The 14,449-nt window shown below is 72.2% G+C and carries 17 protein-coding genes; 5 read left to right on the top strand and 12 right to left on the bottom strand.

Going from position 1 to position 14,449, the window contains the following annotated elements; all coding sequences use genetic code 11:
- Nucleotides 1–30: 30 nt before the first annotated feature.
- The 8 genes from hisF to hisD are packed head-to-tail and all read right to left on the bottom strand — an operon-like array spanning nt 31 to nt 5,801.
- Nucleotides 31–786 carry an imidazole glycerol phosphate synthase subunit HisF gene (gene hisF / locus ACWGH4_RS17500; protein WP_441264330.1) on the bottom strand — a complete coding sequence of 252 codons (756 nt, stop codon included), beginning with the start codon at nt 784–786 and terminating at the stop codon, nt 31–33.
- The gene (locus ACWGH4_RS17495; protein ID WP_441264329.1) at nt 783–1,217 is read right to left on the bottom strand and encodes a RidA family protein; all 435 of its coding nucleotides are present in this window, start codon (nt 1,215–1,217) and stop codon (nt 783–785) included. Before ACWGH4_RS17495 ends, hisF begins: the two co-directional genes overlap by 4 nt.
- Nucleotides 1,214–1,939, bottom strand: coding sequence for a bifunctional 1-(5-phosphoribosyl)-5-((5-phosphoribosylamino)methylideneamino)imidazole-4-carboxamide isomerase/phosphoribosylanthranilate isomerase PriA (priA, locus tag ACWGH4_RS17490; protein ID WP_005318757.1), 726 nt, complete (start codon nt 1,937–1,939; stop codon nt 1,214–1,216). Before priA ends, ACWGH4_RS17495 begins: the two co-directional genes overlap by 4 nt.
- Nucleotides 1,939–2,589 carry an imidazole glycerol phosphate synthase subunit HisH gene (gene hisH, locus ACWGH4_RS17485; protein WP_441264328.1) on the bottom strand — a complete coding sequence of 217 codons (651 nt, stop codon included), beginning with the start codon at nt 2,587–2,589 and terminating at the stop codon, nt 1,939–1,941. The genes priA and hisH overlap by 1 nt, the downstream gene beginning before the upstream one ends.
- Nucleotides 2,586–2,753 (bottom strand): hypothetical protein, encoded by a 168-nt coding sequence (locus ACWGH4_RS17480; RefSeq protein ID WP_167306871.1) that lies wholly within the window; start codon nt 2,751–2,753, stop codon nt 2,586–2,588. The genes hisH and ACWGH4_RS17480 overlap by 4 nt, the downstream gene beginning before the upstream one ends.
- Nucleotides 2,750–3,346 (bottom strand): imidazoleglycerol-phosphate dehydratase HisB, encoded by a 597-nt coding sequence (hisB, locus tag ACWGH4_RS17475; protein WP_005318751.1) that lies wholly within the window; start codon nt 3,344–3,346, stop codon nt 2,750–2,752. Before hisB ends, ACWGH4_RS17480 begins: the two co-directional genes overlap by 4 nt.
- Nucleotides 3,346–4,482 (bottom strand): histidinol-phosphate transaminase, encoded by a 1,137-nt coding sequence (locus ACWGH4_RS17470; RefSeq protein WP_441264327.1) that lies wholly within the window; start codon nt 4,480–4,482, stop codon nt 3,346–3,348. The genes hisB and ACWGH4_RS17470 overlap by 1 nt, the downstream gene beginning before the upstream one ends.
- Nucleotides 4,479–5,801 (bottom strand): histidinol dehydrogenase, encoded by a 1,323-nt coding sequence (hisD, locus tag ACWGH4_RS17465; RefSeq protein ID WP_453461408.1) that lies wholly within the window; start codon nt 5,799–5,801, stop codon nt 4,479–4,481. The genes ACWGH4_RS17470 and hisD overlap by 4 nt, the downstream gene beginning before the upstream one ends.
- A gap of 148 nt (nt 5,802–5,949) precedes the next feature.
- On the opposite strand from hisD, the gene ACWGH4_RS17460 reads away from it, so the two are divergent.
- From ACWGH4_RS17460 to ybaK, 4 genes are all read left to right on the top strand, one after another.
- Nucleotides 5,950–7,551, top strand: a complete 1,602-nt coding sequence (locus tag ACWGH4_RS17460) for an oxidoreductase (protein ID WP_453461405.1) — start codon at nt 5,950–5,952, stop codon at nt 7,549–7,551.
- 103 nt (nt 7,552–7,654) lie between these two features.
- Nucleotides 7,655–8,683 carry a hypothetical protein gene (locus ACWGH4_RS17455; RefSeq protein WP_453461402.1) on the top strand — a complete coding sequence of 343 codons (1,029 nt, stop codon included), beginning with the start codon at nt 7,655–7,657 and terminating at the stop codon, nt 8,681–8,683.
- Nucleotides 8,684–8,726: 43 nt separating this feature from the next.
- On the top strand, nt 8,727–9,467 hold the full coding sequence (locus ACWGH4_RS17450; protein ID WP_453461399.1) for an LON peptidase substrate-binding domain-containing protein: 741 nt from the start codon (nt 8,727–8,729) through the stop codon (nt 9,465–9,467).
- Between the two features lie 16 nt (nt 9,468–9,483).
- Complete coding sequence (gene ybaK, locus ACWGH4_RS17445) at nt 9,484–9,996, top strand: Cys-tRNA(Pro) deacylase (protein WP_441264322.1); 513 nt, start codon at nt 9,484–9,486, stop codon at nt 9,994–9,996.
- A gap of 196 nt (nt 9,997–10,192) precedes the next feature.
- On the opposite strand, the gene ACWGH4_RS17440 is transcribed toward ybaK, so the two are convergent.
- From ACWGH4_RS17440 to ACWGH4_RS17425, 4 genes are read right to left on the bottom strand one after another with little or no spacing between them, the layout of a single operon-like run.
- Nucleotides 10,193–10,870, bottom strand: a complete 678-nt coding sequence (locus tag ACWGH4_RS17440) for an ABC transporter permease (protein ID WP_453461395.1) — start codon at nt 10,868–10,870, stop codon at nt 10,193–10,195.
- A gap of 34 nt (nt 10,871–10,904) precedes the next feature.
- A complete protein-coding gene (locus ACWGH4_RS17435) occupies nt 10,905–11,720 on the bottom strand; it encodes an ABC transporter permease (protein ID WP_441264465.1) in 816 nt (271 codons plus the stop codon).
- A gap of 5 nt (nt 11,721–11,725) precedes the next feature.
- Nucleotides 11,726–12,691 carry an ABC transporter ATP-binding protein gene (locus tag ACWGH4_RS17430; protein WP_356624748.1) on the bottom strand — a complete coding sequence of 322 codons (966 nt, stop codon included), beginning with the start codon at nt 12,689–12,691 and terminating at the stop codon, nt 11,726–11,728.
- A 29-nt stretch (nt 12,692–12,720) separates the two neighbouring features.
- Complete coding sequence (locus tag ACWGH4_RS17425; RefSeq protein WP_453461392.1) at nt 12,721–14,016, bottom strand: NYN domain-containing protein; 1,296 nt, start codon at nt 14,014–14,016, stop codon at nt 12,721–12,723.
- Nucleotides 14,017–14,252: 236 nt separating this feature from the next.
- Between ACWGH4_RS17425 and ACWGH4_RS17420 the strand changes: the two genes are divergently transcribed.
- Nucleotides 14,253–14,426, top strand: a complete 174-nt coding sequence (locus ACWGH4_RS17420) for a hypothetical protein (protein ID WP_182327616.1) — start codon at nt 14,253–14,255, stop codon at nt 14,424–14,426.
- The last annotated feature ends 23 nt before the right edge of the window (nt 14,427–14,449 follow it).

Here is a 14,449-nt window from a genome sequence, read left to right as displayed (position 1 = left end):
GTCCTGCCGGCCCCTTCGGGCTGCGGCGTCTCAGCGGACCGGGTGGCCCGCCTCGCGCAGCGAGTCCTTCACCTGAGAGATCCGCAGATCGCCGAAGTGGAACACGGACGCGGCGAGCACCGCGTCCGCGCCCGCGTCGATCGCCGGCGGGAAGTCGGCGAGCCGGCCCGCTCCGCCGGAGGCGATCACCGGGACCGTGACGTGCCTCCGCACGGCGGCGATCATCTCGGTGTCGTAGCCGTCCTTGGTGCCGTCGGCGTCCATGGAGTTGAGCAGGATCTCCCCGGCGCCCAACTCGGCGGCCTGGTGCGCCCATTCGACGGCGTCCATGCCGGTGCCCTTGCGGCCGCCGTGCGTCGTCACCTCGAACGTGCCGTCCGCGGTGCGCCGTGCGTCGACGGAGAGCACCAGCACCTGGCGGCCGAACCGCTCGGCGATCTCGCGGATCAGCTCCGGCCGCGCGATCGCCGCCGTGTTGACGCCGACCTTGTCGGCGCCTGCCCGCAGCAGCTTGTCGACGTCCTCCGCGCTGCGCACGCCGCCGCCGACGGTGAGCGGGATGAACACCTGCTCCGCGGTGCGGCGCACCACGTCGTAGGTGGTCTCCCGGTTACCGGAAGAGGCGGTGATGTCGAGGAAGGTCAACTCGTCGGCGCCCTCGGCGTCGTACAGCTTCGCCATCTCGACGGGGTCGCCCGCGTCGCGCAGGTTCTGGAAGTTGACGCCCTTGACCACCCGGCCGTTGTCGACGTCCAGGCAGGGGATCACCCGTACCGCGAGGGTCATGCGGCACCTCCATCGGTTCCGGTCGGCCGGTACGCCTCGACCTCGACCTCGACGACCAGCGAGGGATCGACGAAGCCGGAGACCACGAGCATCGACGCGGCCGGCCGGACCTCGCCGAAGATCTCCTTGTGGGCGCGCCCGATGTCTTCGACGTCGCGGGCGTGCGTGATGTACATGCGGGTGCGTACGACGTCACCGGCGCCGAGCCCGAGCTGCTTCAACGCGTCGATCGCCACGCCGAACGCGGTGACCGTCTGCTCGTACGGGCTGCCCGCGGCTATCTCGCCGTCGCGGACCGACGTGCAGCCGGAGACCAGGACGAGGCCGTTCGGCAGTTCCACGGCACGGGAGTAGCCGAAGGCCTCTTCCCAGGGGCCGCCGGAGCCGACCCGGCGCACCGGGCCGGAGCCGGAAGGGGGACCTGCGGTCATGCGGACACCGCCGCGAGGGCCTCTTCCAGGGTGAAGGCCTTGGCGTACAGCGCCTTGCCGACGATGGCGCCCTCGACGCCTTCGGGGACCAGGGAGGCGATGGCCCGCAGGTCGTCGAGCGAGGAGACGCCGCCGGAGGCGACGACCGGCTTGTCGGTCGCCGCGCAGACGTTCTTCAGCAGCTCCAGGTTGGGGCCCTGGAGGGTGCCGTCCTTGGCGATGTCGGTGACGACGTAACGGGCGCAGCCCTCGGAGTCGAGGCGGGCGAGGGTCTCGTAGAGGTCGCCTCCGTCGCGGGTCCAGCCACGGCCGCGCAGCGTCGTGCCGCGGACGTCCAGACCGACGGCGATCTTGTCGCCGTGCTCGGCGATGACCTTGGCGACCCACTCGGGGGTCTCCAGGGCCGCGGTGCCCAGGTTGACGCGGCGGCAGCCGGTGGCGAGGGCGGCCTCGAGGGAGGCGTCGTCGCGGATGCCGCCGGACAGCTCGACCTTGATGTCCATGGCTCCGGCGACCTCGGCGATCAGCGCCCGGTTGTCGCCGGTGCCGAAGGCGGCGTCGAGGTCGACGAGGTGGAGCCACTCGGCGCCGGCGCGCTGCCAGGTGAGGGCCGCCTCGAGGGGGGAGCCGTACGACGTCTCGGTGCCGGACTCGCCATGGACGAGACGGACGGCCTGGCCGTCGCGGACGTCGACTGCGGGAAGGAGTTCAAGCTTCGGCATCAGAGGGTCTCGATCCAGTTGGTCAGCAGCTGGGCGCCGGCGTCGCCGGACTTCTCGGGGTGGAACTGGGTGGCCCACAGGGCGCCGTTCTCGACGGCGGCGACGAAGGGCTCACCGTGCGTGGCCCAGGTGACCTGGGGCGCGCGGATGGCCGGGTTGGTGACCTCCAGCTCCCACTCGCGCACCGCGTAGGAGTGCACGAAGTAGAACCGGGCGTCGTCGTCCACGCCGGCGAAGAGCTGGCTGGCGGCGGGCGCCTCGACGGTGTTCCAGCCCATGTGGGGCACGATCGGCGCCTTCAGCGGGCCGACGGTGCCGGGCCACTCGTCGAGACCCTCGGTCTCCACGCCGTGCTCGATCCCGCGGGCGAACAGGATCTGCATACCGACGCAGATTCCCATGACGGGGCGTCCGCCGGAGAGCCTGCGGTCGATGATCCATTCGCCGCGGGCCTGCTTGAGGCCGTCCATGCAGGCGGAGAAGGCGCCGACGCCGGGGACGAGCAGTCCGTCGGCGTTCATCGCCTTGTCGTAGTCGCGGGTGATTTCGACGTCGGCCCCGACCCGGGCGAGCGCGCGCTCCGCGGAGCGGACGTTGCCGAACCCGTAGTCGAAGACGACGACCTTCTTCTGTGGCGTCGCTGTGGTCATTCCCAGATCCCCTGAATCCGCATGACACCCGCGATCAGGCACATCGCGGACGCTCCGGCGAGCAGCACGACGGTGCCCTTGGGCATCTTCTGCTTGGAGAACGAGTACGCACCGCCGGCGAGGAACAGCCCGACGACGATGAGGATGGTCGAAAGGCCGGTCACAGGGCGCCCTTCGTCGACGGGAGGATGCCGGCCGCGCGGGGGTCGCGCTCGGAGGCGTAGCGCAGGGCGCGGGCGAGCGCCTTGAACTGGCACTCCACGATGTGGTGGGCGTTGCGCCCGTACGGGACGTGGATGTGCAGCGCGATCTGCGCCTGTGCGACGAAGGACTCGAAGATGTGCCGGGTCATCGTCGTGTCGTACGTGCCGATCATCGGCGCCATGTTCTCGGGCTCGGTGTGCACCAGGTACGGGCGGCCCGACAGGTCCACGGTGACCTGGGCGAGCGACTCGTCCAGCGGCACGGTGCAGTTGCCGAAGCGGTAGATGCCGACCTTGTCGCCGAGGGCCTGCTTGAAGGCGGCGCCCAGCGCGAGGGCGGTGTCCTCGATGGTGTGGTGCGTGTCGATGTGCAGGTCGCCGTCGGTCTTGACGGTGAGGTCGAACAGACCGTGGCGGCCGAGCTGGTCGAGCATGTGGTCGTAGAAGCCGACGCCGGTGGCGACGTCGACCTTGCCGGTGCCGTCGAGGTTGATCTCGACGACGACCGAGGTCTCCTTGGTGGTGCGCTCGACCCGTCCTACGCGGCCGCTCATCAGTGCTGCTCCTTCTTCAGTGCGCGAACCGCATCGAGGAACGCGTCGTTCTCTTCGGGCGTGCCCGCGGTGACCCGCAGCCGTCCCGGTACGCCGTTGTCGCGGACCAGTACGCCCCGGTCGAGGATCCGCTGCCACGCCTTGTGCGCGCCGTCCTCGCCGTCGAACCGGCCGAACTGCACGAAGTTGGCGTCGGAGTCGGTGACCTCGTAGCCGATGGCCCGCAACTCCGTGACCAGGCGGTCCCGCTCGGTCTTCAGCTGCTCGACGTACCCGAGCAGCGTATCGGTGTGCTCCAGCGCGGCCAGGGCGGTGGCCTGGGTGACGGCGGACAGGTGGTACGGCAGGCGCACCAGCTGGACGGCGTCGACCACGGCGGGGTGGGCGGCCAGGTATCCGAGGCGCAGTCCGGCGGCGCCGAAGGCCTTGGACATGGTGCGGGAGATCACCAGGTTGGGGCGGCCCTCGATGAGGGGCAACAGCGACGGCCGGTGGCTGAATTCCACGTACGCCTCGTCGACGACGACCATCGAAGGCTTCGCCGCCTGTGCCGCCTCGTACAGCTCCAGGACCGTCGCGGCGTCGACCGCGGTGCCCGTGGGGTTGTTGGGCGAGGTGATGAACACGACGTCCGGGCGGTGTTCGGCGACGGCCGCGGTGGCGGTGGCGGGGTCGATGGTGAAGTCGTCGCCGCGCGGGCCGGAGATCCAGCCGGTGCCGGTGCCGCGGGAGATCAGGCCGTGCATCGAGTACGACGGCTCGAAGCCCATGGCGATCCGGCCGGGGCCGGCGAAAGCCTGCAGCAGCTGCTGGATGACCTCGTTGGAGCCGTTGGCCGCCCAGACGTTCTCCCGGGCGACCGCGTGGCCGGTCGTACGGGTGAGGTAGCGGGCCAGCTCGGTGCGCAGTTCGACCGCGTCCCTGTCGGGGTAGCGGTTGAGCTCCCTGGCCGCGTCGCGCACCCGCTCGGCGATGCGCTCGACGAGCGGCTCGGGCAGCGGGTACGGGTTCTCGTTGGTGTTCAGCCGGACGGGGACGTCGAGCTGGGGAGCGCCGTAGGGGGACTTGCCGCGCAGCTCGTCCCGGATGGGGAGTTCGTCCCAGGGGGACACGGGGGTGCTGCCGATGTCGGTCACTGGCCCGGCACCTTCCAGTCGAAGCGGGCCTTGAGGGCGGCGCCGTGTGCCGGCAGGTCCTCGGCCTCGGCGAGCGTCACCACGTGGTGCGTGATCTCCGCGAGCGCGTCCCGCGTGTAGTCCACGATGTGGATGCCGCGCAGGAAGGACTGCACGGACAGGCCGGAGGAGTGGCAGGCGCAGCCGCCGGTCGGCAGGACGTGGTTGGACCCCGCCGCGTAGTCACCCAGGGACACCGGGGCCCAGGGGCCGACGAAGACGGCGCCCGCGTTGCGGACCCGGGCGGCGAGGGCGGCGGCGTCGGCGGTCTGGATCTCCAGGTGCTCCGCGCCGTAGGCGTTGACGACCTCGAGGCCGTCCTTGATGTCGGAGACGAGCACGATCGCGGACTGCCGGCCGCTGAGCGCGGGAACGATCCGGTCCTCGACGTGCTTGGTCGCGGCGATCTGCGGCTCCAGCTCGCGCTCGACCGCTGCCGCCAGCTCCTCCGAGTCCGTGACCAGCACGGCGGCGGCCAGCGGGTCGTGCTCGGCCTGGCTGATCAGGTCGGCGGCGACGTGGACAGGGTCGGCGGTCGCGTCGGCGAGGACGGCGATCTCGGTCGGGCCGGCCTCGGCGTCGATGCCGATCCGGCCGGTGAAGTAGCGCTTGGCGGCGGCGACCCAGATGTTGCCGGGGCCGGTGACCATGTTCGCGGGCGGGCAGGACTCGGTGCCGTACGCGAACATCGCGACGGCCGTGGCACCGCCTGCGGCGTACACCTCGTCGACGCCCAGCAGTGCGCACGCGGCGAGGATCGTCGGGTGCGGCAGGCCGTTGAACTCGGCCTGGGCGGGCGAGGCGAGCGCGATGGACTCGACGCCTGCCTCCTGTGCGGGCACGACGTTCATGATCACGGAGGACGGGTAGACCGACCGGCCGCCGGGGGCGTACAGCCCCACGCGGTCCACCGGTACCCACTTCTCGGTCACCGAGCCGCCGGGCACGACCTGCGTGGTGTGGGACGTGCGGCGCTGGGCGCGGTGGACGAGGCGGGCGCGGCGGATGGACTCCTCCAGGGCCGCGCGCACGGCCGGGTCTAGTTCCTCCAGGGCACGGGTCAGCGCCGCGACGGGCACCCGTACCTGGTCGAGCTTCACGCCGTCGAATTTCTCGGCGAAGTCGATCAGCGCCGCGTCGCCGCGATGATGCACGGCCTCGCAGATCGGCCGCACCTTGTCCAGGGCGGCCGCGACGTCGAAGTCGGCACGGGGCAGCAGGTCGCGCAGAGCGCCACCCTCGGGGAGGGCGTCGCCGCGCAGATCGATTCGAGAGATCACGGAACCAATTCTCTCAGACCGGATCCCACGCTTGTTTCCCGTATCAGTGGCTGATACAGGCCCCACAAGTTGACCATCACCACTAGCGTTCAGGCCGTCACTCAGCGGGAAGAACAGCTGTACGAGCCAACGAAGCGGAGGAGCGGCAGTGACCGAGCCGCTGGACGACGGGCCCCCGGACGGGCTGAGCCCGACCGAGCTCCACATGTGGAACGCCTTCAGAAACGGAAGCACGTACGACCTCAGCGACACCGATCCCCTGCTGAACGATCCCTTCTCCCCCCTGCCCTGGGGTCCCGAGCGCAGCGTCCGGGCGTCGACCGTGGCCCGGCTGCTGTTGAGCGGACCCGCCGCGAGGCCGGGCCGGGTCTGCGCGCTGAAACTGCGCGGCGTCCTGATCACCGGCACGCTCAAGCTGGCCGGCGGCAGCATCTCCCCGTACGTGGAACTGCACGGCTGCCGCTTCGAGAACGAACTTCTGATGCCGGAGGCCCACTTCACGACCGTGCGCATGGTCGGCTGCGCGATCCCGCGCATCGAAGCGGCCAGGCTGCGCACGGAGGGCGATCTGCATCTGCCCCGCTGCCGCGTCGAGCACGGCATCCGGCTCACGGACGCCCAGATCGGCACGGACCTGCTGATCAACCAGATCCATGTGCGGCCGGACCGCCGGGGCCGGGCGATCACCGCGGACGGCCTGTCGGTGGCCCAGGACTTACAGGCCGAACTGATAGAGACCTACGGCGAGTTCAGCCTGCGCGGCGCGAAGGTGGGCGTCTCGCTCAGTCTGCGCGGCAGCCGACTGCGGGCGGCGGCGGAGCGCCGCGCGCTCAACGCCCCCCAGCTCAGCGTGGAACGCACCCTGTACATGACGGGCGCCTGGGTGAGCGTGACCACGGGCAACCAGGGCGCCACTCCCCCGTTCGGCATCGCCGCCTACGGCACACCGGCGCGCGGCTCCCGGCTTCAGCCCTTCGAGTGCCACGGCGGCGTCCGGCTCGACGACGGGCGGTTCGGCGACGCGGTCGACCTCCAGCGGGCCCGGTTCGTGCTGAGCCCGCGCGAGGAGCTGTCGCTGCGCAGGATCGCCACCCCCGAGCTGCGGTTCAACGCGGAGCGCCCCGAGGAGGGGCGGGTCGTGCTGAACGGCGCGAAGGTCGTGACGCTGATCGACCTGGCGGCGAGCTGGCCGGGCCCGGGCGGGCTCGCGATGGGCGGCTTCGTCTACGAGAACCTGGTGCCGTACGAGGAGTTCCCGCTCTCCCGGCGGCTGGAGTGGGTGGCGTCGGCGACCCCCGAGTACTCACCGGAGCCGTACGAGCGACTGGCGACCGTCCTGCGCAACAGCGGCGAGGACGCGGACGCCCGCGAGGTACTGCTGGCCAAGAACCGCCGCCGCCGGGAGACGCTGCCGCTGGCGGGGAAGCTGTGGGGATACCTCCAGGACCTCACGGTGGCGTACGGCTACCGGCCCGGCCGGGCGGCCCTGTGGATGGCGGTGCTCTGGGCGGCCGGCGCGATCGCCTTCGCCCAGGTCGCCCCACCGCCGATCAAGCCGGACGAGCATCCCGAGTGGAACCCGGCGCTGTACGCCCTCGATCTGCTCATCCCGGTGATCAATCTCGGCCAGGACGGCCACTGGCGGCTCCAGGGCGGATGGCAATGGGCGGCCGCCGTTCTGGTGCTGCTCGGCTGGATCCTCGCGACCACGGTCGCGGCGGGCGCCTCCCGTCTCCTACGTCGCGGTTGAGTCACTTTCTTTACCGTCTCTTGACTTCGGCCGGGACAACCATTCCGTTGCCACCAAAGCTTCACAGCTGCCCTCTGGCGCGGTGTTCACCTGCGCGTTTTCAATGGTCCGCACCATGTCACTGATCCGCGCCCTGATCCGTACCGCGCGCATGATCCGTCATACGCCACGGCTCACCGACTGCCTCGCCCCTGACGAGGCGGTACTGCTCGACGCCCCCGACGACCGACTCGGTCCGGCGCTGGTCGCGGCCGCGGTCGGGGAGTACGAACCGGCCGCCAAGCTGCTGGCGACCACACGGGAATCAGCCGAATGGGAGAACCGCGACCGGTACGTCGTCAGGCTCGCGGCATTCGCCAGGAACCGGGACGAATGGCTCGGCGACTGGCTGGGCGCGGCCCCGCGAGACGCCGACGCCCTCGTGGTCAAGGCCGAGCTCGCGGTCCGCAGGGCCTGGGAGTCGCCCGCCCGCAAGGAACAGCTGCGCGAGGTGGGACCGCTGATCGACGCCGCGGCGCACGCCGGTCCCGGCGATCCCGTGCCCTGGCGGATCGCGCTCGACCACGCGCGCGGCACCCACGCCACGCACACGGCCTTCGAAGCGCTGTGGGAACAGGCCGTCCGCCGCTCCTCGCACCACTACGGCTGCCATGTCGCGGCGCTCAAATATCTGTCCGCCCAGTGGTACGGCTCGCACCGCGAGTGCTTCGACTTCGCGGAGCAGGCCGCCGCCGACGCGCTCCCCGGCTCGCTGGTGCAGGCCCTGCCGGTACGGGCGGCGTTCGCCCAGCTGCTCGGCGGTGAGGCCAGGACATCGGTGCAGGACGACCGGATCGACGCGGCCGCGGACCTCGCCATCACGCTGTCCCGCGGATACGGGCCCGGCGACCCCTGGCCGGCCGAGGTCCGCAACCTCCTGGCCTACGTGCTGGTGGCACGGGGGCGCTGGGAGGAGGCGCTGAACCAGTTCCGGCTGATCGGCCCGCACGCGACCTCGTTCCCGTGGTCGTCGGTGACCGAGGACCCGCTCGGCCGGTTCCTCCAGGCCAGGGACGACGTACGGACCGAGGTCGCGTCGGCGACGCCGCTGCGTGGACGACGGTGGGCGCCTCCCGCGGCCGCCAGGCTGTAGGGGGAGGACAGGCACGCCTGCTCGACCATTACTCTTGACCGCTGTGACCACCGCTCGTCTGCCGCTCTTCCCGCTGAACTCGGTTCTGTTCCCGGGCCTTGTGCTGCCACTGAACATTTTCGAGGAGCGTTATCGCGCCATGATGCGCGAACTGCTGAAGACGGACGAGGAGGAGCCCCGGCGCTTCGCCGTGGTCGCCATCCGCGACGGCCGCGAGGTCGCACCCGCCTCACCCGGCATGCCGGACCCGACCGCGGTCGTGGAACGCGGACCTGCCGCCGGCTTCGGCCCCGACCCGATCCAGGCCTTCCACCGGGTGGGCTGCATCGCCGACGCGGCGACCGTCCGCGAACGCGGTGACGGCAGCTTCGAAGTGCTCGCCACCGGCACGACCCGCGTCAAACTGCTGTCGGTCGACGCGAGCGGGCCCTTCCTCACCGCGGAGCTCGAAGAGATCCCGGAGGAGCCGGGCGACGGCGCCGCCGCCCTCGCGGAAGGCGTGCTGCGGGCGTTCCGCAGCTACCAGAAGCGGCTGGCCGGCGCGCGTGAGCGCTCGCTGTCGACGGGAGCGGAACTGCCGGACGAACCGTCTGTCGTCTCCTATCTCGTCGCCGCGGCGGCGGTGCTGGACACGCCCGCGAAGCAGCGGCTGCTCCAGGCGCCGGACACCGCGACACGGCTGCGCGAGGAACTGACACTGCTGCGCGCGGAGACGGCGATGCTGCGGCACCTGCCGTCGCTGCCCGCCGTCGATCTGACGTGGCGGCCCACCAGCCCCAACTGACGCGAGGACACCAGCCTTGGCGAAGAACGCGACGAAGAAGACGAAGAAACAGCAGTCCGGCGGTACGCCGGCGACGGTCGCGCTCACGGCGGCGGGCACCCCGTTCACCCTGCACGCCTACGACCACGACCCGTCGTCGCCCTCGTACGGCGAGGAGGCCGCGGAAGCGCTGGGCGTCTCCCCCGAGCGGGTCTTCAAGACACTCGTCGCGGACGTGGACGGCGCGCTGACGGTGGCGGTCGTCCCCGTCGCGGGCCAGCTCGATCTGAAGGCGCTGGCGTCGGCCGTCGGCGGCAAGCGGGCGGCGATGGCGGACCCGGCGGCGGCGGAACGCACCACCGGCTACGTCCGCGGCGGCATCTCGCCCCTCGGCCAGCGCAAGCGGCTGCCCACGGTCCTGGACGCGTCGGCGTCGGCGCACGAGACAATCTGCGTGTCGGCGGGGCGCCGCGGCCTGGAGGTCGAACTGTCCCCGACGGACCTGACGTCCCTGACCTCGGCGACCCTGGCGCCGATCGCCCGCGCGTAGCGCTTTTCGGGGCTCCGCCCCACGAACCGGGCTCCGCCCGGACCCGCCACCGCGCTCCGCGAAATCCAGCCCGCCCGGCGCTTGAGGGCACCGCGCGGAGCGCGGTACGGGGTCCGGGGCCGGCCCCGGTTCGGGAAGGGGCGGGGAGGGGAAAACGCTCCGCGCAGCGGCCACCGCCGCCGCCCGGAGGGAAACGTCACTGCCGGGGCGCAGCCGCCCCCGTCGGTCCCGTCGGCCAGTCCGGCTCCGGGTCCCGCGGCCCGAACAGCGCCGTCAGCCCCAGGTGCACCACCATCGCCGCCACCGGCCACGCCAGCAGCGCCCCCTTCGCCCGCAGGTCCAGGTACGCGTCGAAGGTGACCCCCTCGCCGACCTGGCGCGCGTGCTCGACCACGTCCCGCGAGGGTCCGAACCATACGCCGATGCCCCAGCCCAGCAGGGAGCCGAGCACCGCGCCGACCGCCAGGGCGACCACCACGGCGATGCCTCCGCGCCTGCGGAAGAGGAAGACGGCCACCGCGGTCAGCACACCGAGACCGACGCCCAGCAGCAGGAACGTGCCGTCCGCGCCGATCGCCTCCTCGCCTTCGGTGTCCTTGAGGAAGACCGCCTCGTCGTTGGAGACCAGCGGTACCCGCGGCGCGAGCCACAGCCAGAGGAAGCCCAGGGCGATGCCCAGGAGCGTGACGGCCACCAGGACCAGCGCGGAGTCCCGCAGGTCCTTCCGCAGTTCCGCCGCCGACTCGGCCTCGTCCTTCGCCGTGTCGTACGTGTACATCGAGGACGGCCCCGGTCCGGTGGGCGGCGACTGCCGTGCGTCGTCTTCCCGGGAAGGCTCGTGCGGCTGGTGCGGCGGCGTCAGAGGTGCGGTCACACCGCCATCGTGCCAGGCCCGCCCGGGTGACGCCTCACCGGACCGCTGCCCGCCGGTAGGCCCACGTCGCGACCGCCAGTGAGACGACACCGACCGCGGCGCAGACCGCGAGGTCGAGGGCGACGGCGGGCCAGTCCGGGTGGGCGTCGAAGGTCCGGGCCATGGCCTCGACCCCGTACGTGGACGGCAGCAGGTCACGCGCGTAGGAGACCGGTTCCGGCAGCCGGTCGGCCGGCAGGACGCCGAGCAGCAGGGCCGCCGACATGCCGAGCTGCCCGAGCAGCGTGGCCATTTCCTGGCGGGGCGCCAGCAGGCCGAGGGCGGCACCGAGTCCGGCGAGTGCCGCGCCCGACAGCGGGATGACGGCGGCGAGCACCCACAGATGCGTCAGCGGCAGCTCGAACAGCACACTTCCCGCGACGGCCGTCACCACCGTCCCCGGCACGGTGAAGGAGGCGTACGCGCCCGCCGCGCCGAGCACCACGGCCGCGGGCGGCACCGGCAGCGTGGCGTAGTGGTCGAGGCCGCCCCCGGCGCGCAGCTGGCCGAAGTACTGGGCGAGCAGGTTGAGCGCCACGAAGGCGACGACGAGCACGCTCGCGCCCGCGACGACGGCGCGCGCCTCCGCGCCGCCGTCGACGACGCCCCGCATCAGGACCATGATCCCGACGGACTGGAACGTCGCCACGAACAGCAGAGGAATGCGGGCGACCCGCGCCCGGGACAGCTGTGCCCGGTACACGGCCGCCAGCGCCGGCAGCAGCCGCGCTCTCGGCGCGAGCGGCGCGGCGGTCGTCTCCTCCGCCGGCGTCCGGCGCACGGACACCGCCGCGTCGGATTTGGCGGACACGATGCTCACGCCTTGACCAGCCCCTTCGTCGCGTTCCCCCCGAGTGCCAAGTACACGTCCTCCAGGCTCGGGGTGGCGAGGGTGAAGTCGTCGAGCGCCGCGAAGGCCGCGCCGCCGGTCACCGCGGCGACCGCCGCCCGTGCCTCTTCCGGGGCGAGCCGGAGGACCCAGCGCCGCCCCGATTCCTGCGCGGAGCCGCGCAGCGCGGCGACCTCGGGCACGTCGAGCGGGGCGCGCTCGCGCCACACCAGCTCGACCCGTACCTCGCCGGCGACGTGTTCCTTCAGCCCGGACGGGCTGTCGCAGGCGATGACCCGGCCGCGGTCGAGGACGGCGACCCGGTCGAGCACGGTCTCCGCCTCGATGACGTTGTGGGTGACCAGGAGCACCGTCGCGCCGTGCTCCGCGCGGCGCCGGTCGACCGCGGCCCACACGGCGCGCCGTGCGACCGGGTCCATCCCGGTGGTGGGTTCGTCCAGCACCAGGACCGGCCGCTCGCCCACCAGGGTGGCCGCGAAGCAGGCGAGTCTGCGCTGTCCGCCGGAGAGTTTCTTCAGGGGGCGGCCGGCGAGGCCGGTGAGGCCCAGTTCCTCGAGGACGGCGTCCCGTTCCGCGCGCGCTTCGCGTGCGGCCAGTCCGCGCAGCCGCCCGGTGGTCTCGGCGGCGAGCGCGACGGTCAGCTCGTCGAGCGCGGTGGACTCCTGGCCGAGGTAGCCGATGAGACGGGCGGCGCGCTCGGGGTGGCGTACGAGGTCGTGGCCGAGGACGTGGACCGTGCCGGCGTCGGGGCGCATCAGGCCGGTGAGCTGTCGCACCAGGGTCGACTTGCCCGCGCCGTTGGGTCCGAGCAGCCCGAAGATCTCGCCGCGCCGCACCTCGAGGCTGATTCCGTCGCTGGCACGCACCTCGGGTGTCCCGGGCGTGCCCCGTCTGCCGCGCGCGGCGGGGTACGTCTTGACCAGATCCCGCACCACGCACACCGTACTCACGAGGTACGAGACTACGGGGTCCGTCCGCCCCGGATGCCCTCGGGCCCCGGCTGCTCACCCGCCGGGCCGTGATCGGCGGCCGTCCGTACGTCGATCTCCCGCCAGAATCCGGCCCGGATCGCGTAGCGGTCGTGCTCGTCGATCTGGTCGTCCTTGTGCGCGAGAAGTCCGAAACGTGCCGCGTAGCGCAGCAGTTCGCCGTCGATGCGGTGCGGGATGCGGGGGTAGAGCGTGGACAGCTTCTGTACGTGGCCGTTCTCCGGCAGCCGTTCCATCCAGCGCCGCGCGAAGACCTGGCCGACCTCGAAGGGATCGCCGCCGACGGTGGTGATGTCCTCCTCGCGGTCGGCCCAGCGCTGCTCGGCGCTGGTGAGCTGGGCGAGGGTGGGAAGTGAGGCCGTCTCCGGGGGTTCGCCCAGCGTTCCGCCGCCGGGCCGTTCGATCCAGCCCCTGTCTGAGGACCAGCGCAGGGTGGCGTTCGGCGGGTGGGGCGCCTGGTTCGAGGCGGCGGGCTGGCCGGGGGCGCGCAGCCCGGCGAGGTCCTTGGGGGTGGGCACGCCGCCCTTGGGGCCGGCCGGGGCGGGCGCGGGCTGTGCGCCGTCGTCGGCCGGCGCGGTCCTGGTGCCGTTGCGTACGGCGTCCTCCGCGCGCTCCGCGGCGGCGGCGAGTGCCGACTCGGGCAGCGGTGCGGAGAGGATCGCCGCGATCTCGGGCCGGGGAACCGGCGGCGGAGCGCAGATGCCGGTGAGTTCCTTGGCGCGCACGGCCCGGGTGATCCAGGCCCGGTCGAGCACCCGGCGCTCGTCGGCCTCCGCGACGAGGTCCTCGGACTGGTTGTAGTCGCCGTCCGCGGCCTGCACGGCCCAGAGGTGGACGGCGACCCCGTGTTCCTTCGCGGACATCAGGCCGGGCAGCAGGTCGCCGTCGCCGGTCACGAGGACCACGTCGGAGCAGGCCCGGTTCCTGGCGAGTTCGGTGAGCTCCGCGTGCATCGCCGCGTCGACGCCCTTCTGTGCCCAGCGTCCGTCGCTGCGGGTCAGGGCGCCCAGCCGGACGGTCACCCGGGGCATCACCCGCAGCCGCCGGTGCTCGGGTTGCGGGACACGGTCGGGAGCGCCGTCGAACCAGTAGATCCGCAGCAGGGGTTGCCGGGTGTCGGCTTCCGCGAGTTCGCGCAGGCCCTGGATGAGGGACGCGTGGTCGACGGTGATCCGCGATCGTGCGGGCTCTCCGGCGAGAAGGCTGGCAGCGGCGCCCAGCAGATAGCCGGCGTCCACCAGGACGACGCAGCGGTCCACGCGTTCCACCCTCTTTCGGGAGCTCAACGGTGCTTCGAGATCCGGGATTGTTGCGGGTTTCTCTCGAGTCTGCCCGACCACGGGAAGGTTGACGTCCGGAACTCGATCATCGGCGTGGCGGATCGCGCCCGGGCACCCGCCCACCGGGGCCGACTACGGTCCGCAATGATCCAAAATGCGGCGGTTTTACGGGTATGTGAGTCTGGTCGCGGCCCTGGCCCCTAAACCCCCACAGGAGGCATCCCATGGCCAAGAACAAGAAGCAGGAACGCACTCAGAGCAAGGCTTCTCCCGCGGAGCGCGGCGCCCAGCAGGCGCGCAGCTCCTCGATGGAGGCCCAGGCCGAGCAGCGGGCGCAGGCGGTCACACCTTCCGACGTGGCTCACAAGGGCCGGCAGAAGCGCTTCGGTCACAACTGACCGATCGGAAGCTGATCGCGTAC

The sequence above is a fragment of the Streptomyces sp. NPDC054847 genome (genome assembly GCF_053610925.1).
This window is presented reverse-complemented; position numbering and strand designations above follow the sequence as displayed.